This is a genomic window from Sediminibacillus dalangtanensis (assembly GCF_017792025.1).
In the GTDB taxonomy this organism is placed as follows: domain Bacteria; phylum Bacillota; class Bacilli; order Bacillales; family Amphibacillaceae; genus Sediminibacillus; species Sediminibacillus dalangtanensis.
Genome location: NZ_CP046956.1, coordinates 512,960 through 535,831, shown reverse-complemented (window position 1 = coordinate 535,831; position 22,872 = coordinate 512,960). Strand labels below are relative to the sequence as shown.

The window sequence follows — 22,872 nt, the reverse complement described above, 5'->3', positions numbered from 1 at the left end:
CACTCAACCTTCAATGCTGCGCCAAAGCGTCAAAGAGGCATGGCTTTGATAAGGCGACCATCCAGCGCTCATTTCGGTGATTTCGGGTATGGTCGGTTTCTTATCCATTTCAAAATAAAACTTAAGCGCATTTTGAATCCCTATGTCGGCCTTGGGCAGCAAGTCATCACGTCCAAGGCCGAACAATAACCAATTTTCCGCAGTCCAGGGACCGATCCCTCTGATTTTCACCAATTGGTCGATGATGTGTTTATCTGACTGGGCAGCAAGTGTCTCTAAATCGATTTCCCCTCCGGCAATTTTTTTCGACGTATCAATCACATATTCCGCTTTCCGCTGGCTGAACTGCATTCTCCGTAGGTCTTCATAATGAAGCCGGGCGATATCTTCCGGTTCCGGATAAAACCAGACGCCATCCAGAAAAGTGCCGTAGGCTTCAACAAACCTCGTGCTCAGTGTATAGGCGAACTTCATATTCAATTGTTGGTGGATGATCCCTTTCATCAGAGAAAAATACAAATCGAAGTCCCGCACAATCGGTGTCCCCGGATGTGCATAGAAAAGCTGTTCTAAATTTGTGCCGATAAAATGCTCGTTGACTATGGTCAAATCCTTCTCCCACTGAAATAAATCAAACGTTTGTTTTAATAACTCCGTCTTATAATTGTCGTGGTCACCCGATATTTCAAATACCGGATGTGGCGTATTTCCCTTCGCTTTGACCGTTACCTTGTGCTTCTCGCCGTCCTCCGTTTTCAAGGGAATGTCCACGCTGCGCTCATTACGATCAATAAACAGCAACGGATCCATTTGCAACCGTTGTAATGAATAATCAAAGTCATACATTGTATCCAGTGTAATGGTCTCTTTCCACATATACATGCTCCTTATTGATTTATTCAGGTGCTGCAAGCTCTACCTTTATCCGGTCCGGGTCCTCGAAAAACACGGCATAATAGTCCTCTCCGCCGGCAAACGGATGTCTGTCCTGGTAAAGAATCGGCACCTGCCTCTTTGTTAGCTTTTCCGTCATCTTATCGACATGTTCCCTCGATTCAGCGTGAAATGCAAGATGATTTAACCCTACCCTGCTTCGATGATAGCCCGCATCCTGAAACCGTTCCTGTACCTGTACAAACACCAAGTAGGTGGTGTTCTCCTTATAACTGAAACCATTTTCCCACTCCTGATAAAGGTTATAGCCCAATTCCTCCAACAGCCAGCCCCAAAACTTGCGGCTAGCTTCTATATCTGACACGTTCATTTCCACATGATGCAGCACATTTTCCGCCTCCCACCTTTTCCTGTCTCCTTTTATTATAGTAGAAAACTTGACCTCTGACAGTTTTTCCTTTTGATAAGATAAGTTATAGGGGCTCGAGACTCGATTACCACGATAAAGAAGCTGGACCAGAATCACCAATACACTCACCCTTATTGATACCAAAAAAATCCGCCCCTCCAAAAGGAAAGGCGGATTGCAGCTTTATAACTGGTAAAACGGTCTTGGCAGTAAATCTTTCATGACCAAGTCATCCAAACTTTTAAAGGTGTAACCCTGCTTACGCATATCATCGATCATGTACTCCAGTGCTTCTGCATTATCCTCCGAAACCGTATGAAGCAGGATGACCGCACCAGGATGGACTTGGTCGATCACCTGTTGATAGGCAGATTGCCAGCCCTTCTGACTATTCGTGTTCCAATCAACAAAGGCCAATGACCAGAACATGTGGATATAGCCGAGTTCGTTCGCCCATTTGATCGACTGTTCGGTAAAAGTTCCTTTTGGCGGCCGGACATATTGCATCGTTTTTTGGTCACTGATTTTCGCCACAGCTGATTGGAGCTTGTCCAGCTCTTCTTTCATTTTTTTCTTCGATAACTTGGTGAAATCCGGATGATGATAGGAGTGATTGCCGACAATATGACCCTCATCCACCATCCGTTTCACTAATTCCGGACTGCTGTCGACATAGTGTCCCGTTACAAAAAAGGCTGCCGGTACATCCTTTTTCTTCAGAACATCGAGTATTTTGTCCGTATACCCCTGCTCATAGCCGTTATCAAAGGTTAAGTAAATGACTTTTTCTCCAGACTTATCGAGATAGTAACCGCCATTATCTTCTAGAATGGTGTCATATTTTCCTACTTCCGGCGGCTGGTGGTTGCTGTTTTTCTTGTATCCCCACCCGTACCCTTCAGCCTGGTTACCTGTCGGCATAGCGACCGCCCAAAACAGCAGTAGTGCAAGCATAACCCAATAAAATTTATACATGTGGTTCACCCAGATTCTTTTTCGCTTATTTTTTCTTTGGGCAGAAAGATTATGCAGGAAATACTGGCGCAAAAATTTCCATCGCCAGGATAAAAAACGGCTGCCTCAATGAAGAGACAGCCGCTTTCAGGCAAAATTTACAGGATAACCGCTGCAATCCAGCCAAAGATAAATAATGGAATATTGTAATGGATGAAGGTTGGGACACAGGTATCCCAAATATGATTATGCTTGCCGTCCGCGTTTAGGCCTGCCGTCGGTCCGAGCGTACTGTCGGAAGCGGGTGAACCAGCATCACCTAATGCTCCGGCCGTTCCGATTAATGCCGCCGTAGCCATTGGCGAAAAGCCTGCTGCCAGACAAATCGGTACATACAGGGCTGCTAAAATCGGTACGGTGCCAAAGGAAGAACCAATTCCCATGGTGACGAACAAACCGACCAACAACAGGACAAATGCGATGATCACTTTATTATCCCCAAGCACACTGGAGGAAGCTTCCACCATTCCTGTGACAGCATCTGTTTCCTTTAAGATATTTCCATAACCGGCAGCGACGAGCATAACGAAGGCAATGGTACCCATCATCGCAACTCCTTCACTGATAATACCATCTCCCTGCTTAAAAGGAACGACAAGGAAGGCGAACATAAGCACAAGCCCTGTCAGTGCACCGATAATCAGGTTGTCTGTCACAATCTGCACGATTAACGCTGCTACAATTGCTATGATCGTAAAAGTATGTTTCCTGTTAAAGGCAACCGCCTGACCCATTTCTTCGTCTGCCCCTGTTTCCGCACTGGTTCCAATCGGTTCTTTCGGCTTGCGATACGTGATGAACACAGCAATCAACAGCCCGACAATCATTCCGGAACCTGGAATTAACATGGCCAATGCTGCCTGATTCATCGTCAATTCACTGCCATTGCTGGCCATTCCATCGACAATCGTGCGATGGAACAAGATACCGAAACCGGCAGGAATCATAATATACGGTGCCTTCAAACCAAACGTCAGTGCCGTTGCCACTCCACGACGATCCATTTTCATTTTATCGAATAATTTCAATAATGGCGGAATCAAAATAGGAATGAAGGCAATGTGCACAGGGACCAAGTTTTGCGACAGCGAAGCAATCCCGGCAATCGCCAGCAGCATCATCGTTTTTTTGCCCGTCAACGCTTTAATCAGATAATTCACCAGCAGGCTGGTGATGCCTGTATAGCTGATAGCGACTGCAAATGCTCCAAGTAAAATATAGCTCAGCGCAGTATTTGCCTGATCTCCCATTCCATTGACCAGCATCTCGACCGCTTCAGCCAGTGATAATCCGGCCATCAATCCAGCAGTGAGCGCCGCAGCGATAATCGCTATGATGACATTCACGCGCAAAAGACTAAGCACGGTCATGACTAATACAGAAATAAGAACAATCCACATACGTAATCTATACTCCTCTCAACAAAACGTTTCTTTATCGCTCTACCACTTTACCATAGTAAAGGATTGGATAAAAAAAATCAACCGACAATCGAAAATTGCCGGCATTTGACAAAAATCATTTCAAACTTGTCTCCATCCTGTCCAAAATGCTGATCAACTGATCAATGTCTTCAATGGACGTTTCTTCCGGATCCATGTTTTCCAGACGAGTCATAAAACCTGCTAAGTGAACCTTCAGCTGTTCGATTTTGTCCTGGTCTGCCATCTAAGCTGCTCCTCCTTCTAGCGGATCACTGTCTTTTTTACACCCTATCATTAAAAAGCCCTTCCTATCCTAACGGAAAACAGCCAGCATGTCCACTTCTCCCCTAGATAGATCAGTTGGACTTAAACTACTTCCGGGAACATGCTATAATACCCTTTAAGCAAATCGTGGAGGTATATGCTATGTCATTTCAAGATATTTGGGGATACACGGAGAAAATTTGGGGAAATCCGATCACGCATATTGTCATCGGAGCCATCCTTACGTTCCTATTAGTCGTCATTTTACGGAGGATTATTCATTCCTTTTTCAAAAGGACCAATTTTATTGAAGAAAAAAAAGAAAAAACGATTGAATCGATGTTGAATTCGTTGATCAAGTATATCGCCACCTTCGGCTTTATCGTATATGTGCTAGGTCAATTCGGTATCCATGCAGGCAATATCCTTGCCGGAGCCGGTGTCCTCGGGATTATCGTCGGATTCGGTGCCCAAAGCCTGGTCAAAGACCTGTTGGCCGGGATGTTCCTTCTTTATGAAAGACAGCTTGAAAAAGGGGACTGGGTCAAGGTCAATAATACCTACGAAGGGTTGGTCGAAGAAATCGGGTTGCGTTTTCTAAAGGTGCGCCAGTGGTCCGGAAAGCTGACCACCATCGGCAATGGCCAAATCCATACTATTGAAAATTACAATATGGAAGAAATGCGGGTAATCGAAAATGTCAGCGTCAGTTTTTATGAAGACCCGAAGAAGATATTTGCACTCTTGGAAGAAACGGTCGAGCGGCTTAATTCCGAGCTGGGGGATTATTTAAAAAAAGATCTGACCGGAAATCCGATTGAATCTTTTCAGCTGTATGGCATGTCGTCGCTGAATGACCAATTCCATGGCTATCAGTACACGGTCACCGGTTTGTGCAATGACCTGCTTTATTTTACCGCCGCCAAAGAAACGCGACGCATCCTCGCAGAAACGATGTACGAACACGGCATCATGATGGCCGAACAGCAAATCAATTACCGCAACCGTCCAGGAGATCAACATTCCAGTTGATCTTCTTGATTTTCTTTTTTCGACAAGGGGAGAGCCCATCATTGAATTTTTTTCATGATCGAGTTGATATGGATAGTCGATAGTCGCTCTCTGGATTGGAATGGATCTTCTTGCGCACAAGACTGCCCGTCTTTTCCCGGCTAGTTGATCTCACAGCCGCTCCGATCGTCTCTCTAGATTATCATCAAAGCTCCACTCCAGAACAAAAGCGCAAGCGCCTGTTTAAAGGAGTACAGGCTAAAGCCGCCACGTCCTGTGGCAACGCCTGCATGACCCACATGGTTTGGGCCTCCTAGAAGCTTAAGAATAGCCTCGGCGTGGCGCTTTTTGCCACACCGAGGGTAGGCTTAAGACCTCGAGGGGGTAGGCGCTGGAGCTGGATGTGGCTGTTTCTGCTAATAATGATCCACAGTCAGTTAAATTTATAATTTCCTAGACAAAAAAAGCATCCGATTGTAAAAATCGAATGCTTTTTTGTTGGTTATTTCAGCTGAAACGAAAAAGAAACATGGTCTTGCACCGGTATCCAGGCACCGATTCCTTGTTTGGTGACATTTTTCACGACGATGCGTTTTTTGGAGCCCTTCAGTTCCAAATATACTTCCCCGAAGGTTACCTGCCCTTTTTCATTTACAGCTGGCGCATATGCCGTTAAAAAGCCTATTTTTTCCTTTGGCACGCCGTATGCATTGCTTGTTTTCGTTCCCTTGCCTAATACGGTATGAAACGACAACGGCAGGTCGGTGTTTGCTTTGGCGTCAAGAAGCATCATCCGTTTTACCTGGTCGGCGTTGGTGATTTTTGCCGTCAATGCCCCTTTTATATGTTTTTCCTCTTCCTGGTTGTAACTCATTGTTTTCTGATTCTCACCGCCGATGTTGTTTAACTGATTTGTATTGATTTTTTGGTATTCCCAGTTGGGAGTTGTTTCAGCAGATTTATAATTCAGCGGCCAGTGCCCCATATATACCATTCCGCGGTAACCGATCGCCAACGGAGAAGGCTTCAACGATGTTTCATTCAACAATTTAATTAATTCCGGATTTTCTATTTTTACATCGGAAGCTTCGATTAGCTCCTTTACCAGCTTGCTCGGTTCTAAAACTGCTTCATCCTTCGCAGAATTAGGATAGGTATTTTCCTTGGAAACGTTCAACACATGGCTGGGAATCTCATTCGTTTTCGACTCATCCTCCCGCTTCTTTTCTTCTGCCCGAAGCAGTGAAGGAAAAGCGATCATGAGACATAAGGCAATCGTCAATATCCATTTTAGCTTATTCATGTGCCCAATCCTTTCGGTTTTTTCCCTAGTATTTCACTAACAGGGCTTGTTATGCACCCGGACAAAGAGGAGAAAAAACCAGCTGGACCGTTTTTCCACATGGACGCCGGGCTTCTCCTCTATTTTATCCCTGGTTATGTATCAATGCTGTCAGCAGCCTCTTAGCTTGCGGTTCAAAAAATTGAATCGCCGGTCCGATCAGCAACAGGATCACGATTGTGCCGATACCGACTGGACCGCCGATAAGCAAAGCAGCAACGAGGGCCAATCCTTCCGTAATGGTTTTGGCCGCCAAAAGCGGAAGTTTCCAACGCTTTTGTATGGCAACCATTAACCCATCGACCGGATTCAATGACAATTTGGGTTGTAAATACAAAGAGACTCCGAAAGCAAGTACCAGAACACCACCAACAAGCGTTGCTGCCTGGATTGCTAAACCGTCTAGATGCCAGGCTTCCATGACGATCAGCAGCCAAAAATCAATCATCATTCCAATCACCAGGATGGTAACGATTGCAAAATAATCGGGTCGTTCCCTTGTAAGCCAGGCATTCACCCCTATCAAAACAATTCCGATAATCATCACCCAGTTCCCGACTGTCAAATCCGTTACATCGGATAATCCGACATTGACCGCATCCCAGGCACCGACTCCCAAATCGGCCGTAATAGTCAAGCTGATTCCAAATGACAGCACGATCAAACCGGCAAGGAAAAATATCCACCGTACGACTAATTGTTTCCCCATATATAGGACTCCTCTGCTCGCTTCTCCGTTAAGAACACTCTCTTAATGCGGAGAGCCCTGTCTTTGAGTAAAAGAAAAAAGGTCTTATAAAAAGATAAGACCCTTTCAGTTTATACAGACAGCTCGATGTATTCAAGACTTTCTTCAATTGTAATACTGTCTTCGACAGAGCGGATCATCGAACAATTTTTTCTTGCCGTCTCCAAACTTTTTTTCAGTTTCTCCTCGCTGAGGTTTTTTCCTTTTACAATATAATGTAGCTGAATCCGTTCTATCCGATTCGCCTCTTCGGGATTTCGCTCGACGTCAGCAGTAATTTTCCAATCCTCCAACTCCATTCGCTGCTTCTCGACTATTTTTCTGAATACAGAAGCGCTGCAACCGGCAATCGAGGAAACCATTAGTTGGTACGGCCGGAAACCATAATCTTCATTACCGGATATATTTAATTGCCCATAATCGAAGGAGGTTCGTACCCCTTGTTCCTTCATATAAAAATCCATCTCACCACTCCCTTGTATCCGTTTAGTATTGATGTTCCCGGAACACCGCTTTTTTAATACAAAATAAGCAAGATAAAAGAGTTGACCTTTTCAACAGGACATATTAGATTGGAAAGGATTGCTATTCTCTACATAAAACAACCTGATGGATCTTGTTCCCGAGGTTTTCAGGCATGGTTCATAGGTCCAGAACAGATGGGAGGAATGAGCGATGGTTTCCGATCGGACACGATTTAAACTATTGATCGGTCTTGTAACGATTTCTGGATTTTCACAGGGGATGCTGCTTCCGCTCCTCGCCCTCATTTTAGAACAGGATGGAGTGCCATCCTCAGTGAACGGACTCCATGCGACCGGATTATACATAGGAGTACTGTTAGCTTCCCCATTCATGGAGAAACCAATGCAAAAATTGGGATTCAAACCGATGATATTGATCGGCGGGCTGCTCGTCTTTATTTCCTTGGCATTTTTCCCAATATGGCATGCCTTATGGTTCTGGTTCATCCTGCGGGTTACCGTCGGGATTGGGGACCACATGCTCAATTTCGGAACACAAACATGGATCACCTATACGTCAGCACCAGAAAAAAGGGGAAGAAATATCGCCTATTACGGACTGTTTTTCAGTCTCGGGTTTTCCATCGGGCCGACGATGACGCGTTTGTTGTCCGTCAATGAAAACTTGCCGTTCATCATTTCCGCGGTACTTTGTTTTTTGGTTTGGACATCGTTGTTTTTTATCCGCAATGAATGGCCACAGCAAGAGGGGGAGGACCGTGTCCATGCTGCACCGCGTTCTTCGCTGGGAAGGTTCATCAAAACCTGGAAACTTGCCTGGGTGGCATTGCTTCCGCCATTCGGATATGGCTTCTTGGAAGCTACGTTGAACGGGATCTTTCCGGTTTACGGCTTGCGGATCGGCCACGATGTCGATGTGCTGTCGCTGATTATTCCCTGTTTTGCTGCCAGTAGCTTGATTACGCAAATACCACTCGGAATTCTCAGTGACAAAATCGGACGCAAAAAATTGTTAAGTCTCGTTCTCTGCTTCGGCAGTGCCTCGTTTCTGCTGGCCGCTCTGTTTGAAGGTTCAGCAGCCTGGCTGTTCATTACCTTTGCATTGGCGGGCATGTTCCTGGGGTCCATCTTTTCTTTAGGTGTATCCTACATGACCGATATCCTGCCGAAAGCCCTGCTTCCTGCAGGCAATATCATGTGCGGAATCGCCTTCAGCATAGGCAGCATTTCCGGCCCTTATCTTGGCGGTGTGTTTATCGATTTGTTTCCTGCCGTTTCCTTTTTCTATGTCATCGTTGCGATGCTGATCGTCATCCTAGGAGCATTGCTCCTGCAACAGTCGAAGCAGCCAATTCGTGCAGCTGAATAAAAATCCCCCACAACTTCAGTGGCTAAAAGATATACCGATTCACACACGTTATTTCCTTTTGGAAATAACGTTTTTTAAGATAAATTCTTTTAATAAACGACGAGTCTAGTAATGTAGGGAGCATTGTCATTCAGTGATTTTTCCTAACTTTAGTGTTAGGGTATCAATTAAAAATAAGGCTTAGAGACAAGAATATCTCTAAACCTTACTCGGTAGATTCATAAGCACAAAGTCCATCAGCACCTCAGAAACCCCAATGCTGCCAAGCTGGCATTTAACTAACCCATCCATTTCAATACTTCCTCCAAAGACGGCATACCTGCCTGTGCTCCAAATTTCGTGACCGACAATGAAGCGGCTGTCACCGCGAAAGCAATTGAGCTGGAAAGCTCCCAGCCTTCTGCTACTCCATAGGCAAGTGCTCCGTTGAAACAGTCCCCTGCTCCCGTTGTATCCCGGACGCGGTCGATTTCTGGTGCGGGGACGATTTTTAATTCTCCACTTTCGGCGTAAGCCGCTCCCTTGTTTCCCAGGGTGACGATCAACCGCCCGCCGAAATCTGTTTCCCACTTTTGTATCGTTCTGCCCAGTTCCTCATCCGTGGTAATTCGCCTGCCTGTCAATGTCTCCAGTTCTGTCTGATTAGGAGTGATATAATCCGCTAACCGCAGCATTTCCTCCGGCAGCTGTTTAGCCGGAGCAGGATTCAAGATGGTCGGCACCCGATGCTGTTTTGCCAGTTTTAAGGCTTGATGGACAGCATCGACTGGAATCTCCAGCTGCATCACTAATACGTCGGCAGAGCCGATTTCCTCTGAAAAGCCCCTGATGGTTTCCGCGTTCCACTTCTGATTGGCACCAGGAATCACTACAATACTGTTATCATCAGGTAAGTGCGTGATATTGGCAATGCCAGTCGCTGTTTCCACCGGGAAAATAGTGTCTGTAGACAGCCCTTGCCGGGAGATACTATCGCGAATCTCGTCCCCGAACGAATCCTTCCCGACCTTTCCGAATAGCTGGACGTCTGCGCCCAATTTATGGACAGCCACTGCCTGGTTGGCACCCTTACCGCCAGGTAAGTATTGCACCGTATTTCCGTGGATTGTTTCTCCTTTTTGCGGCATCCTTTCCACGGATACGATAATATCCATGTTAAGACTACCGATCACGGCTATTTTTCCCATATGAACTGTCTCCCTTCTCTGCATCTCTTTTTATTTTACAAAACGGCTGTACCGTTTTTCCAATTTTTCCTGCAGAAAAGAGATGACAGAACATAAAGGCCAGTAAATAAACGCAGCCAGTACGTACATGGTCATCGTGTCGAAAGTCCTGCCGCCGGCGATTTGCGCCTTCTGAAACAATTCAGGAACGGTAATCACCGCGGCGAGCGAGGTTGCTTTGACAAGGTCGAGAAAAATATTTGTCAGCGGCGGGATTGCAATTCGGAATGCCTGCGGAAGTATAATCCGCCGAAGCGTCTGCCAGTAGCTGAATCCCAGGGCATGAGCCGATTCCCATTGACCTCTCGGCACACTATTCAACGCTGACCGGTTCACTTCTGCAATATAGGCAGCGCTGTTCAGTCCAAATCCAAGCACAGCGGCAACGTATGCGGTAAGTTCAATCCCTGCTACCGGTAAGCCAAAGTACAAAATAAATAAAAACACTAAAATCGGCGTCCCTCTCATAAACGAGATATATACCCTCGCCGGCCAGCGCAACAGCTTCTTTTCCGAGCCGCGGGCCAAGGCAAGGAACATTCCTAAGATGAGCCCGAGTGCCATTCCGGCAAACGATACAGCGATTGTCATCGGCACGCCGCCCAAAACGAATGGCAGATTCTCTAACGCTAATTCGACATCAAACAAACCGCCAAAGGAAAAACCGTTCACATTGATCATAATCGGTTACAGGTCCAGCCCTTCGATTTCCTGGATTTCTCCTTCCGGTTTCTGTGAAGCATCTTCTTTATAAAATTTCTCGGCCAGCTCGGTCAATGTACCATCCTCGCGCATTTCAGCAAGTGCCCCGTTGATTTTCTCGGTCAGTACATCCGCATCCTTCGGCATAACGACAGCCTGTTCAGTCGGATGGAACTTTAAATCAGGATGCAAGTGGATATCAAATTCAGGAAAAGCGGCTACTCCGAACTTGGACAGAAAGTAGTCATTTACGATCACATCGGTTCGCCCATTATCTACATCGCGTAAATAAGCTTCATTGGGAGCATTTCCGTAAGGTACCACCTCTGCGCCGTAATGCTCGGCAATTTGACTATAGATGGTTGTAGCTCCTCCACCAGCTTCTTTCCCCTTAAGATCTTCCAGCGATTCAATTCCTGAGTTATCCTCTTTGCGAACGACCATCGTCGAATAAGAGTATTTGTAAGGCTCGCTGAAATTGAATTTCTCTTTACGGTTATCTGTCGCTTCGATATCGTTGACAGCCACATCTATACGACCGCTGTTGACTGCCGGCAGCATACTGTCGATTCCCATGATTTCAAAGGAAACATCAAGACCAAGTCGATCGGCAACCTCCCGCATCACTTCCACGTCATAACCAGTAAGCTGATCGGTGTTTTCTTCCTCCCCTTCGTAATAAGAAGCGGCCACAAGGGTACCGGAAGTACCTGCGACGATTTCCCCTGCTTCCTGGATTTCCTCCCATTTACTCGAGCCTGAGTCTTCCCCTGAATTTTGCGAATTCTCTGCTTCGTCTCCACAGGCTGCCAATAACACCGTCATGGTGGCTACGGCAAACCATAATAAAACTTTCTTCATTTCATCCCGCCTCTACTATTTTGTTATATATAACTACACATAAAAAGATAACAGCATATTCCTTTTAAATCAATATTTTTGTAAACTGTATCTCTTTAATATAATCACTGTTATATTTTAAGCTCCTCCATTTTTGGAAAAACAAAAACACAAAAAAGCTACCCTTTTAAAGGATAGCCATTTTCGTTGTCATTGATGATATTTTTTCAAACGGAACTTTTCATATAACGCATTTATTTCCCCACCGGCAATAATAACCATACCGGAAAGGTAAAACCATATCATCAAGACGATGACGGTTCCCAGACTTCCATAAACAGCAGAATAACTGCCCATGTTGTCCACGTAATAGGAAAAGGCAAGAGAAACCAGCTGCCAGCCGAGTGTGGCAAATGCCGCACCGACTGCCGCATCCTTGAAGAACACCTTCCTGTTTGGCGCCATTTTGTAAAGGGCAAGCAGCACAATAAAAAACACGACAAAAGAAATCAACCAGCGTAAGGCATTCCACAGCTGCAAAAAGTCCGACGACAGGCCGAAGAAAGAGAATAAATAAATACCAATCGTCTTCCCGAAAATCGGCAGCAGGAACGCCACTGCAATCACCGATACCATCGCCACTGTCAGCACCACTGCAATTAACCGGGAAACGATAAACGAGCGATTCTCTTCCACATTATAAGCGGCGTTTAAAGAACGGATGATTGCATTGATACCATTAGACGCCGTCCACAATGTGGCCAGGATCGTCACTGACAGCAAACGACCATTACGGCTCTCTGCAATACCGCTAAGGTTCTCATTGATCAAGTTGAACGTTTCTTCCGGGGCATACAGGGAAACAAACCGCATGATATCAAGCTGCGTCAATGGAAGATAGCCGATCAACGTAATCAAAAACAGCAAAAACGGAAACAGGGACAATAGAAAAAAGAAGGCAAGCTGTGCTGCCATGCCACCCACATCATCGTCCAATATCCGTTTGATAAGCCGAATGACAAACTGGATCAACTCGCCCACTACCTTTATTCTCCTTTGCCAAACCGATTATTTGTACTTATCATCGTCATCAAGCTGGCTGACATTTTCCAATGTACTTTGCACTTGGTTCATGATCTCCAATGCGCTTTCTGCTCCACTAGCTAAAGTGCCCGCTACATTTTCATAGCATTCACGGACATTGTGTACGGCCACAGATGGGTTCCGCAAAAAATAGCCCGCGCTGTTGCCTGTCTTTTTCAGATTCCCGACAAATTGCGTTCTTGTCGAACGGTCACACAACGAAATCAACCCTCCAACTGCTGCTCCGATAATCATCCCTTTAACTAACTTTGAATCACTCATCCAATCCACTCCTTGTCTTTAAATGATGGTCCAGTTTCATTTGATCCAGAAGCTGGTTACAGCCCTGATAAATCAATTCATAAACATAATCGAAATTCCCCGTAAAGTAGGGATCTGGTATATTGACTTCTTCCGCATCCTCGACATAATCCATCAGCCTGGCCACCTTGGTTCCCTCTGTTTTCTCTCTGATCAGGCCGAGGTCGTTGACGTTGTTTTCATCCATCGCAACAATATACTGATAGTCGTTCCAATCTGCAGGGCGTACCTGCCTGGCAGTGATGCCCTGATAGGAAATGGCACGCTCGTCCAGAATTGCCCTGGTCCCTTCGTGCGGAAGCTTTCCGGTGTGCCAGTCGCCAATTCCTGCTGAATCTGCGGTAATTTCATTCTCCAGTCCTTCCTTCTGCACCAAATCACGAAAAATCGCTTCGGCCATAGGGGACCGGCAAATATTACCCAGGCATACAAATAAAACGTTAATCACTAGTTGTTCTCACCCGCTTTCCAAAAGTCTCGTTGTACTATTATAAATGTAACGTTTCTGTTTCCGATTTTCACGGAAAACACCCCGAAAGCGATTTATTTTTACTTCAGCGTTAACACCGATGCGTTACTTCTTCTACTTTTCTGCTTAGTTTTCCTTCTACTGGAGGTTTTATTATGACCAACACCATCCATTCAGCATGCTGGTAATTTTTATCCTTGACATTTTACCTAAATTTTCGGAAAATTTTAATAGTACATACTTTAAGGGGGAAAAATATGGGAGAAGAAAGTAAATTATTGGACATGATCAATACGGTCAGCGGTTATGTCTGGGGACCGCCACTGCTGATTTTATTGGTCGGTACAGGGATTTATCTAACGCTGCGGCTAGGCTTTTTGCAAATACGGTCTCTGCCCTATGCGCTGAAACTGGCATTCAGTCCTGCCAAACAGGACAAAAAGTCAAAAGGGGATATCAGTCACTATCAGGCACTGACAACAGCAATGGCCGCTACCATCGGTACCGGTAACATCGCCGGTGTCGCTACTGCTGTGGTATTGGGTGGTCCAGGTGCCGTGTTCTGGATGTGGATTACGGCAATTTTCGGAATGGCCACGAAGTATGCAGAAGCAATTTTGGCCGTGAAGTACCGTGTCACCAACAGTAATGGTGAAATGTCCGGCGGTCCTATGTACTATTTGGAAAAGGGACTGAAGGCGAAATGGCTCGGAGTTTTATTCGCATTGTTCGGTGCGATAGCGGCATTCGGGATCGGCAACATGGTGCAGGCAAACTCGGTAGCCGATGTCCTGGAAACCTCGTTCAGTATCCCGACCTGGATCACCGGAGTAATTTTAACGGTACTCGTCTTCCTTGTGATCATTGGCGGGATTAAGAGCATCGGAAAAGTCACCTCCTTCTTTGTACCGATCATGGCTGCTTTTTATGTCCTTGGCGGATTGATCATTCTTATCCTGAACATCGACCTCGTCCCTTCAGCTCTGGGAACCATTTTTTCAGATGCCTTTACGGGCAGCGCTCTTGGCGGCGGTATTCTCGGTACCGTAATTCGCTACGGGGTGGCTCGCGGCGTATTTTCCAATGAAGCCGGTCTTGGTTCAGCACCAATAGCTGCTGCGGCAGCGAGGACCGACTATCCGGGCAGACAGGCACTCGTATCCATGACCCAAGTATTCATCGATACCATCCTCGTCTGTTCCATCACCGGATTAACGATTGTCATGGCCGGACAATATACAGGCGGATTGGACGGAGCGGATTTAACCTCTGAATCATTTGGCGTATTTCTTGGCAATACAGGTACTTATATTGTGGCAATCGGCATTATCTTTTTCGCGTTTTCAACGCTTGTCGGCTGGTCTTATTATGGGGAAAAATGCATTGGTTACTTAATCAACGACAAAGCGATTCCTGTTTACCGGATCATATTTGTTCTTGCTGTATTCGTCGGTTCTGTCGCTGCCCTTGATGTGGTATGGGGAATTGCCGATATCATGAACGGTCTTATGGCATTTCCGAACCTGATCGGACTGCTCGGACTTTCCGGCGTAGTGGCAGCCGAAACCAAGCGTTTTCTTAAGGTCGCTAAGGAAGAAAAAAATCAGCCGGATCAGCAAAATACTTATGGAGCATAAGAAAACTCCCGCCTTTTGGCGGGAGTTTTTATGTAAATGGAGGAATAAACCCGAGGTCACACCTCTTCAGGTATCAGCATGTTTTCGAACTCTTCAGCCGGAACCGGCCTGCTAAAATAATAACCCTGATAGTAATCACAGTTCTGATGTTTAAGAAAGTCGAGGGCAGCACGTTCCTCCACTCCTTCAGCGACTACTTTGACTCCGAACGTATGGGCAAGCTGAATCATGGCTTTGACGATTTCCGCGTTGCTCGGTTCATGGAATGCATCCCGAATAAACGATTGGTCGATTTTCAAATGATTGATCGGGAATTTCCGCAAGTAACCAAAAGATGAATAGCCGGTTCCAAAATCATCGATGGACAGCGTAATTCCCATCTCCCGTAATTCATTCATGGTTTCTATACATTCTTCGGTATTTTGCATGACACTGTTTTCCGTTATTTCCAGTTCAAGACACTGGGGTGGTACGCCGGTTTCTTTAAGAATGTTGCGGACTTTTGCCGTGAAATCCTTACGCTGGATTTCGAGTGCCGACACATTGATGGCCACCCGCTGCATCTTAAAACCAGCTTCCTTCCATTGCTTTTGCTGACGACAGGCTTCTTTGATGACCCATTCCCCCAGTTGGATGATCAACCCTGTTTCTTCAGCAAGGGTGATGAACCGCTGTGGAGAAATAAAGCCGCGTTCAGGATGGAACCACCTCGTCAACGCCTCCATACCGATAATTTCGCCGCTATTTACGTCGATTTTCGGTTGATAATACAGCGTCAATTCCTCTTTCGTCAAAGCGCGTCGTAGCTCGCCTTCCAGTAGGATAAGATCATTGTATGTTTGATTCATTTCTTTCGAGTAAACCAACTTGCCATTGCGGCCATTCACCTTGCAGTAGTGCATGGCGATACCCGCATGATTAATCAGCTGTTCGGAGGTTTTTCCATGGCTGCCGAACCTGCTGATACCGATGGAACAGGTAATGAAAAATTCCTTGCCGGCGATGATCAGCGGCTTGTTGATCTGTTTTAGGATGAGATTGCCTATTTGCTCCATCACTTCATCGGTACATTCATCCTGCAGAACAAAAATAAACTCGTCCCCGCCATAGCGATACAGGTTTCCTTGGCCCCAGGTTACATCCTCGATCCTTTTAGCAATCGTGGAAATCACCTGGTCTCCGGCAAACTGCCCCATCGCATCGTTTATGTATTTGAGCCTGTCCAGGTCACAGTAAAACACAACAAATGGTCCGTTGTCCTGGGCAATCCACACATCTAAATCCTCCGCTAACTTGCTGCGATTCGGCAGTCCTGTCAGCTGGTCGTGATAGGCTAAATGGCGCACTTGCTGCTCTGCTTCCTCGAGGGAGGTAATGTCGACGGCGGATCCGACCACTTCGACCACCTCCCCATTTTCCCGAATGGGTGCCAGTGTGAAGTACAAATACAAAGAGTTGAACTCCATTTTAAAATTGACTTCCTCGCCAAGAAAGGCGGCCTGATATTTCTCCTTGAATCGTTCTGCCTGCTCTAACTGGAGAAAGTCTTCCAAATAGATGCCTTCACCCAATTCCGTTGGTAAACCGAGTGTTTTGGCAAGCCTGCCCTTGATCATCGTATGAAAGAACCTGCCGTCTTCTTCTCTTTTCTGTACTTTGTAAATCATATTGATCAACGCATCGAACGTTCGTTCAAACTCATCCTCCATCGTTTTGATCAACTGCTGCTCCATCTCTTTTTCTCTTGATATGTCTTTGCGGAAGGCGATGAACGAACAAGGAATCCCTTCCTGATCCAATAGAGGGATGATGGTCGTCTGCATCCAAATAATACTACCGTTTTTGTGGCGGTTTTTCACCTCACCACGCCATACCTTTCCTTCCAGGATTGTCAGCCATAACTCACGGAAAAAAGAATCAGGGTGATATCCAGAATTTATGAGCCGGTGCGTTTTGCCGAGTATCTCGTCGGCAGTGAATCCGGTCATTTCGCAAAAGTTGTCATCGACATATGTAATTCTTCCCCCGTTGTCCGTGATGGTAATCGTTGTATCCGACTGCTCCAACGCATGTGTGAATTGATGAAGTCTTTCGAAATGATTCCGGGCAAAGTTTTTTAATTCGACCATCAACCGCATAGATTCATCCCGGTCTTCCGCAGCACTCAATCGATTGAATAAATCCTCGAGTTCCTGCTCAGCAAAGCTGGGATCTAAGTTTAGTAGCGTCATTTTAGTCACCTTTAGTTTTAATGTAAATGTATGGCATATTACCCCTTAAGTATAAAGGAAAAGAAAGCGATTGTATATCACGAATACAGAGAAAACGCGAACAACACCGAAACCAAAAGAAAAAAGTCGAAAACTTGTTACAGAAGGGTCCGCAGGAAAGCCCAGATACCAGAGCACTGGGAGGGCAGGGGACTGACCCCCAATATGGTAGCGCGCTATCATGATAAAGGAATAAAGGGAGTGGATGTGTTTTATATGCTTTTTTAGAAGCAGAACCCAATCACTTCTCCCTGTCTTTTCAAAAAAAGCCATCAGCTCCTAGGCCAATGGCTTAATGCAGGTCTCCCCTTCGTTTTTTGGTGAGTTCACGAATGTACTCACATCATATGCCTGCAATGGTTCTGAGGGCAGTTCCTCGATGGAACTGGTCACTTCTTCTGGAGTCCGCTTTACCGGGGCTATCCAGTCTTCTTCCGCTTCTTTAGGAAGGATGACTGGCATACGGTCATGGATGTCCTCCATAAAACGGTCTGCCTTTCTTGTTAAGATTGTACACGTGAATAACGGTTCTTCATCTTCTCGTTCCCATTTATCCCACAGACCGGCAAAAGCAAATAAAGAACGCCGGGAGGATGAAATACGTTTCGGCTGCTTTTGTCCGTCTGTTTGTTTCCATTCATAAAAGCTATCTGCAACAATTAAACAGCGTCTGCGCGCCAATAAATTTTTAAAACTTGGTTTCGTATGTGCAGACTCGCTCCGTGCATTGATCATTTTATAACCAATTTTCGGATCTTTGGCCCACGACGGGACCAAACCCCAACGCAAAAACCCGGCCCTGCGTTCTTCCCCATTATGGATGATCGACAAAATTCGTTGACCCGGAGCAATGTTAAATCGACTTTGATAGCCTTCCAGCCGCTGATCCAAGTCATATTCCTTTAAGATTTCCAGTTCGCCAGCCTGTAATGTAAAACGACCACACATCCCAATCCTCCTTTCTGTTTGTGACTAATTTGGGGACAGTCCCCACTCTGGCCTCAGGCTACTTTATAGCCCTTAGGAGGGACTGACCCCAATGTGCCTGAAATCCCGTAAAGAACGTTAATTTGCCAGGAGCTATACCCTGGCATAACAGCATTTTGCACATGATAAGTCACCTCGGGGGACTGACCCCGCTAGTGCCCCCGCTAGTGCTGACCACGCCAGCTGCTGTTAGTTATATTCCGAAGCGTTTGGTGATTTTTCCGGAGTATTTCCGGAATCCGCTGTTTTTGTTCAAGTTTTTCTTCTCGACCAGCATACGCAGCTGGATTTCTTTTTCGGAAAGTCGTTTGCGGTAGCCTTCTTTTTGCTCTGGATTCTTGGCTAGATCCAACATTTCCTGCAGAGAAACCAATTCTTTCTGCAGGCGGATTTCTTCCGGAAGGTAACCGGAATTTTTCATCATAAGATAGCTCGTTCGCATATCTTCCGGGACTGCGGACAAATCTTCCAATTCCTGCTTTTTCCCCTTCCCGGGCAGGTTATCAAATTCTCCATCCCGGATTGCTTGTTGGATTTTTTCCTCTGCCATACGACTCGCAAAATCCATCGCCGTTCCTCCTCTCTTTTTTCCGTTCCACTATATACCAATTATAACAGTGGCCCCGCATCCGGGCATGTAGCAAAATTTACAAGTAACAAACCCGTTCTATATCTTATATAATAGCACCTAGATGAACATTGAATTAGCCTTTTCACTTTTTCGTTGTTTTTGTAGATGTTACAATGTCCCGTGAAAAAAATTAAGTTGGTGCTTACCCAGCTTAAAGGAAACGTCAAAAACATGTTTTAGACGTTTCGCACATTGAAAAAACGGGAAAGGATGATAGGGATGCACGTAGGAAGCAAAGGTTGGTACGTATACGAATTAAAGAATTTGGGTGTCCGTCGCTTGGAAGGACGCAAACTCGAGCGTTATAAAAAGCCAGTACTTGCAAACCTATTAGCAGAAAAGCAACAGTAGGCTTTTACGAAAAAGCGCAAAAGGCGGGAATGAACTTCCTGCCTTTTTTTATAAAATACCCGTTTTGCTAAAAAGCATCCTTTGAAACCTTATTATCATTGATTTTAATCAAAAATCAACACTCTAAATTGGAATGGCCTGAAAAGAAATTATGGAAAAACCAATAAATCCCACGCTTTTCACCCCCATAAATAAAAACACGGGGGAGAAAAGCTATAATTGAAAATTGTCATCAATGGAGGAAATGATATATGTTTTCTAACGCTGAGATTGGAATCGATTTAGGAACTGCAAATATATTAGTGTACACGAAATCCAAAGGAATTGTTTTAAACGAACCCTCTGTGGTCGCTATTGATATGGAATCAAAAAATGTTGTAGCTGTAGGCAGCGAAGCGAAAGAAATGGTCGGGAAGACACCACAAAACATTGTACCAATCCGACCGTTAAAAGACGGCGTCATCGCGGACTATGATGTCACAGCCCAAATGCTTAAGGAAATATTGAAAAAAGTTAGCAAAGTCGCCGGCTTATCGATGCGTAAGCCGACGGTAGTCGTTTGTACACCGTCAGGAAGCACTTCTGTGGAAAGACGGGCGATCCATAACGCCGTAAAAAGTTATGGCGCCAAGGAAGTACATCTTATCGAGGAACCGGTTGCTGCTGCCATCGGCTCTGACCTGCCGGTGGACGAGCCTGTGGCCAACGTTATCGTTGATATCGGCGGAGGTACTAGTGAGGTCGGCATCATTTCCTTCGGCGGCGTGGTATCATGCCGTTCTGTCCGCACTGGAGGAGACAAAATGGACGATGAAATCATTCAGTATATCCGCAAGCACTACAATATCTTGATTGGAGAAAGAACAGCTGAAAACGTCAAAATGGAAATCGGTTATGCCTTGATCGACCATGACGAGTTGTCCATGGATATCCGCGGCCGCGACATGGTTACCGGTCTGCCGCGTACAATTACGATCACTTCCACGGAAGTACAAGACGCCATTAGAGAATCGCTGGAGGCGATTCTGGAAACCATCCGGACAACACTGGAAAACTGCCCTCCTGAGTTGAGTGGAGACATCGTCGACCATGGTGTCACCTTGACAGGCGGCGGCGCACTGCTGAAGGGTATGCAAAAATGGCTGGCTGATGAAATCTCGGTACCTGTCCATATCGCCCCGAATCCGCTTGAATCGGTGGCAATTGGAACGGGTCGGGCGCTGAAAATGATCAACAAATTGCAAAAAGCAGCGAAATAACGCTGCCTGCATAACTTTTTACTGTGAATACATGCGATCTGCTTCTTTTTCACACTTTACTCTGCCTATTCATATAGTGAAGGAAAAGGAGTGGATTGCTTTGTTCACTGTTGTCTCTTTTTACCGGGTAAAGAAGCATCATACAAACCAATTTATCGCCCTTAATCAACAAGTCGGTTTGATCAATATGTCTCACGGCGCTATTGAACATGAGATTTATCTTCCTTCCAGTTCCGATGCGGCAGCAGGCTTATCCACCTACTTTCAAAAGGCAGAAGATGAAGACTTTTTATTCGGACAAATTACTTTTCGCAATCAGTCTCACTATGAAGAGGTTTCCGGGAAATTAAAAGAAGATGGACAAATCCAACTGCTTACCCGTGAACTAGCTAAGCTAATCGATACGTCGCACATCGTAACAGCGTCTTTTTCATCTGAGAGATAAAATCGCACATATCCCATCCAATAAACACATCATAAGATTAGTTGCTTGTAATCTTGGGTATAGGGGTACTATCGGAAAGAGTCTTCTGACAATTATCCGAAAAAACAACTACATATAATGGACAAGCCAAATAGACATTTTGGATTGAGAGGTTGCGATATGAAAACAGCAGAACTACTTTCATCACTTAAAATCAAACAAATATACGGAACACTGCCTGAAGAAGTAACTGCGATCCATAACGATTCCAGGCGGACAGCCCCTGACAGCATTTTCATCTGTACTCGCGGATTCACCGTCGACAGTCATGATTTTTTCCAACAAGCAATCGATAACGGCGCTTCGGTTATCATCGCCGAAAAAAGACTGGATGTCGACTTGGACAAGGCGGCACTTGTCATTGTTAATGATACTTATAAAGCCACTGCTATCCTTGCCAATCATTACTATGATTTTCCTTCTACAAAAATGAAGCTATTCGGCGTGACTGGAACGAACGGTAAAACGACAGTAACGAACTTGATTCACTCCCTTTTACAAAAGGATGGGAGAAAGTCGGCTGTTTCCGGAACAATCGGCGTGGAATTATCCGACGAGAAAATCACAAGTACCAACACTACCTGCGATGCGCTGACCAACCAAAAGATCCTCCAGCATGCGCTGGATCAGGGTATTGATCATATGGCGATGGAAGTCTCCTCCCATGGTTTAAGCCAGGGCAGACTTTGGGGCGTTGATTTCGACATCGTCGTATTCACCAATTTAACCCACGATCATTTGGATTATCATGATACGATGGAACAGTATGGCTATGCCAAGGGACTTTTATTTTCCCAATTGGGGCAAGATATGACCAAAACCAAATATGCAGTGCTTAATCAAGACGATGCATGGTTCGATACGTACAGGGCAGCCACTGCCGCGGAAATTATTTCCTACAGCCTGCGATCACCTGCTGATTTTCAGGCAGAGAATATCCGCTATTATCCGGATAAAACGGTCTTCACCTTACAATCCCCTGAAGGATCTTATACGGTATCAATGAACCTGCTTGGTGAGTTCAATGTCTACAATGTTCTCGCAGCAATGGCCGCTTTGTACGCGCACGGTGTGTCGGTGGAACATCTCGTCCAATTCATCCGGGAACTGTCGCCGGTTGACGGGCGGATGGATAAGGTTGATATCGATGCTCCGATTTCCATGTATATCGACTATGCCCATACACCAGATGCAATTGAAAAAGCAATTGATTCCGTAGAACCTTTCAAAGAGAATCGGTTGATTTTCATGGTCGGCACGGGCGGTGACCGGGATGAATATAAGCGACCAGCCATGGCTGAAAAAGCATCCCGGGCAGATTATGTGATTCTGACGATCAATGATCCTCGGTTCGAAGATGAAGAGACGATTTTACGTGACATGGAAAAAGGGATGAAACACGCTAATTACGCGTTGATCGCCGATCGGAAGGAAGCGATCAGCCATGCAATCGAACAAAGCGAACCAGGAGATATCCTTATTTTTGCCGGCAAAGGACAAGAGGACTATCAGATTATCGAAGACACCAAGCATCCGCACAGCGACCGGGAAATCGTAGAGGAACAATCCCTGCTTAAATATGGCAGCTTGGAATAGCGCGTATGAACAGCTATCATTCATTTATCATGCATAAAAGGACAGCCTATCTGATC

24 protein-coding genes are annotated in these 22,872 nt (G+C 45.6%); 7 read left to right on the top strand and 17 right to left on the bottom strand.

Annotation, left to right across the window (positions count from 1 at the left end; genetic code table 11):
• Positions 1-3 precede the first annotated feature (3 nt).
• The 5 genes from ERJ70_RS02820 to ERJ70_RS02800 all read right to left on the bottom strand — a co-directional run bounded on the left by ERJ70_RS02820 (position 4) and on the right by ERJ70_RS02800 (position 3,985).
• A complete protein-coding gene (locus tag ERJ70_RS02820) occupies positions 4-876 on the bottom strand; it encodes a DNA-3-methyladenine glycosylase family protein (protein ID WP_209367041.1) in 873 nt (290 codons plus the stop codon).
• A gap of 19 nt (positions 877-895) precedes the next feature.
• On the bottom strand, positions 896-1,282 hold the full coding sequence (locus ERJ70_RS02815; RefSeq protein WP_256439070.1) for a VOC family protein: 387 nt from the start codon (positions 1,280-1,282) through the stop codon (positions 896-898).
• 204 nt (positions 1,283-1,486) lie between these two features.
• Positions 1,487-2,278, bottom strand: coding sequence for a delta-lactam-biosynthetic de-N-acetylase (gene pdaA, locus ERJ70_RS02810; RefSeq protein WP_209367039.1), 792 nt, complete (start codon positions 2,276-2,278; stop codon positions 1,487-1,489).
• Positions 2,279-2,415: 137 nt separating this feature from the next.
• On the bottom strand, positions 2,416-3,717 hold the full coding sequence (locus tag ERJ70_RS02805) for a Na+/H+ antiporter family protein (protein ID WP_209367037.1): 1,302 nt from the start codon (positions 3,715-3,717) through the stop codon (positions 2,416-2,418).
• 118 nt (positions 3,718-3,835) lie between these two features.
• On the bottom strand, positions 3,836-3,985 hold the full coding sequence (locus ERJ70_RS02800) for an SE1561 family protein (RefSeq protein WP_209367035.1): 150 nt from the start codon (positions 3,983-3,985) through the stop codon (positions 3,836-3,838).
• Positions 3,986-4,167: 182 nt separating this feature from the next.
• On the opposite strand from ERJ70_RS02800, the gene ERJ70_RS02795 reads away from it, so the two are divergent.
• On the top strand, positions 4,168-5,037 hold the full coding sequence (locus ERJ70_RS02795; protein WP_209367033.1) for a mechanosensitive ion channel family protein: 870 nt from the start codon (positions 4,168-4,170) through the stop codon (positions 5,035-5,037).
• A gap of 481 nt (positions 5,038-5,518) precedes the next feature.
• Here the strand turns inward: ERJ70_RS02795 and ERJ70_RS02790 are convergent, their stop codons facing one another.
• From ERJ70_RS02790 to ERJ70_RS02780, 3 genes are all read right to left on the bottom strand, one after another.
• Complete coding sequence (locus tag ERJ70_RS02790; protein ID WP_209367031.1) at positions 5,519-6,319, bottom strand: YfkD famly protein; 801 nt, start codon at positions 6,317-6,319, stop codon at positions 5,519-5,521.
• A gap of 124 nt (positions 6,320-6,443) precedes the next feature.
• Positions 6,444-7,067: a YczE/YyaS/YitT family protein gene (locus ERJ70_RS02785; protein ID WP_209367029.1), complete on the bottom strand. Its 624-nt coding sequence runs from the start codon at positions 7,065-7,067 to the stop codon at positions 6,444-6,446.
• Between the two features lie 110 nt (positions 7,068-7,177).
• Positions 7,178-7,570: an OsmC family protein gene (locus tag ERJ70_RS02780; RefSeq protein ID WP_209367028.1), complete on the bottom strand. Its 393-nt coding sequence runs from the start codon at positions 7,568-7,570 to the stop codon at positions 7,178-7,180.
• Between the two features lie 211 nt (positions 7,571-7,781).
• Between ERJ70_RS02780 and ERJ70_RS02775 the strand changes: the two genes are divergently transcribed.
• On the top strand, positions 7,782-8,960 hold the full coding sequence (locus ERJ70_RS02775; protein WP_209367026.1) for an MFS transporter: 1,179 nt from the start codon (positions 7,782-7,784) through the stop codon (positions 8,958-8,960).
• Positions 8,961-9,238: 278 nt separating this feature from the next.
• On the opposite strand, the gene rbsK is transcribed toward ERJ70_RS02775, so the two are convergent.
• The 6 genes from rbsK to ERJ70_RS02745 all read right to left on the bottom strand — a co-directional run bounded on the left by rbsK (position 9,239) and on the right by ERJ70_RS02745 (position 13,580).
• Positions 9,239-10,147, bottom strand: a complete 909-nt coding sequence (gene rbsK / locus ERJ70_RS02770; protein ID WP_245208100.1) for a ribokinase — start codon at positions 10,145-10,147, stop codon at positions 9,239-9,241.
• A 30-nt stretch (positions 10,148-10,177) separates the two neighbouring features.
• Positions 10,178-10,867: an amino acid ABC transporter permease gene (locus tag ERJ70_RS02765; RefSeq protein ID WP_209367023.1), complete on the bottom strand. Its 690-nt coding sequence runs from the start codon at positions 10,865-10,867 to the stop codon at positions 10,178-10,180.
• 6 nt (positions 10,868-10,873) lie between these two features.
• Complete coding sequence (locus ERJ70_RS02760) at positions 10,874-11,749, bottom strand: transporter substrate-binding domain-containing protein (protein ID WP_209367021.1); 876 nt, start codon at positions 11,747-11,749, stop codon at positions 10,874-10,876.
• Positions 11,750-11,938: 189 nt separating this feature from the next.
• Positions 11,939-12,769, bottom strand: coding sequence for a YihY/virulence factor BrkB family protein (locus ERJ70_RS02755; RefSeq protein ID WP_209367019.1), 831 nt, complete (start codon positions 12,767-12,769; stop codon positions 11,939-11,941).
• A gap of 27 nt (positions 12,770-12,796) precedes the next feature.
• Entirely contained in the window at positions 12,797-13,093 is a 297-nt protein-coding gene (locus ERJ70_RS02750; protein ID WP_209367017.1) for a hypothetical protein, read from the bottom strand.
• Positions 13,086-13,580, bottom strand: coding sequence for a low molecular weight protein-tyrosine-phosphatase (locus ERJ70_RS02745; RefSeq protein ID WP_209367015.1), 495 nt, complete (start codon positions 13,578-13,580; stop codon positions 13,086-13,088). Before ERJ70_RS02745 ends, ERJ70_RS02750 begins: the two co-directional genes overlap by 8 nt.
• Positions 13,581-13,858: 278 nt before the next feature.
• On the opposite strand from ERJ70_RS02745, the gene ERJ70_RS02740 reads away from it, so the two are divergent.
• Positions 13,859-15,238 (top strand): alanine/glycine:cation symporter family protein, encoded by a 1,380-nt coding sequence (locus ERJ70_RS02740; protein ID WP_209367013.1) that lies wholly within the window; start codon positions 13,859-13,861, stop codon positions 15,236-15,238.
• Positions 15,239-15,294: 56 nt separating this feature from the next.
• Here the strand turns inward: ERJ70_RS02740 and ERJ70_RS02735 are convergent, their stop codons facing one another.
• The 3 genes from ERJ70_RS02735 to ERJ70_RS02725 form a co-directional block, all read right to left on the bottom strand.
• A complete protein-coding gene (locus tag ERJ70_RS02735) occupies positions 15,295-17,469 on the bottom strand; it encodes a GGDEF domain-containing phosphodiesterase (RefSeq protein ID WP_209367011.1) in 2,175 nt (724 codons plus the stop codon).
• 318 nt (positions 17,470-17,787) lie between these two features.
• A complete protein-coding gene (locus ERJ70_RS02730) occupies positions 17,788-18,456 on the bottom strand; it encodes an SOS response-associated peptidase (RefSeq protein WP_209367009.1) in 669 nt (222 codons plus the stop codon).
• 232 nt (positions 18,457-18,688) lie between these two features.
• Positions 18,689-19,063: a DnaJ family domain-containing protein gene (locus ERJ70_RS02725; RefSeq protein ID WP_209367007.1), complete on the bottom strand. Its 375-nt coding sequence runs from the start codon at positions 19,061-19,063 to the stop codon at positions 18,689-18,691.
• Positions 19,064-19,345: 282 nt separating this feature from the next.
• Between ERJ70_RS02725 and ERJ70_RS02720 the strand changes: the two genes are divergently transcribed.
• The 4 genes from ERJ70_RS02720 to ERJ70_RS02705 all read left to right on the top strand — a co-directional run bounded on the left by ERJ70_RS02720 (position 19,346) and on the right by ERJ70_RS02705 (position 22,816).
• Positions 19,346-19,477 carry a DUF2639 domain-containing protein gene (locus tag ERJ70_RS02720; protein ID WP_209367005.1) on the top strand — a complete coding sequence of 44 codons (132 nt, stop codon included), beginning with the start codon at positions 19,346-19,348 and terminating at the stop codon, positions 19,475-19,477.
• Between the two features lie 251 nt (positions 19,478-19,728).
• Positions 19,729-20,736: a rod-share determining protein MreBH gene (gene mreBH, locus ERJ70_RS02715; RefSeq protein ID WP_074600291.1), complete on the top strand. Its 1,008-nt coding sequence runs from the start codon at positions 19,729-19,731 to the stop codon at positions 20,734-20,736.
• A gap of 100 nt (positions 20,737-20,836) precedes the next feature.
• The gene (locus tag ERJ70_RS02710; RefSeq protein WP_209367003.1) at positions 20,837-21,181 is read left to right on the top strand and encodes a DUF1428 family protein; all 345 of its coding nucleotides are present in this window, start codon (positions 20,837-20,839) and stop codon (positions 21,179-21,181) included.
• A 159-nt stretch (positions 21,182-21,340) separates the two neighbouring features.
• Complete coding sequence (locus tag ERJ70_RS02705; protein ID WP_209367001.1) at positions 21,341-22,816, top strand: UDP-N-acetylmuramoyl-L-alanyl-D-glutamate--2,6-diaminopimelate ligase; 1,476 nt, start codon at positions 21,341-21,343, stop codon at positions 22,814-22,816.
• Positions 22,817-22,872 lie beyond the last annotated feature (56 nt).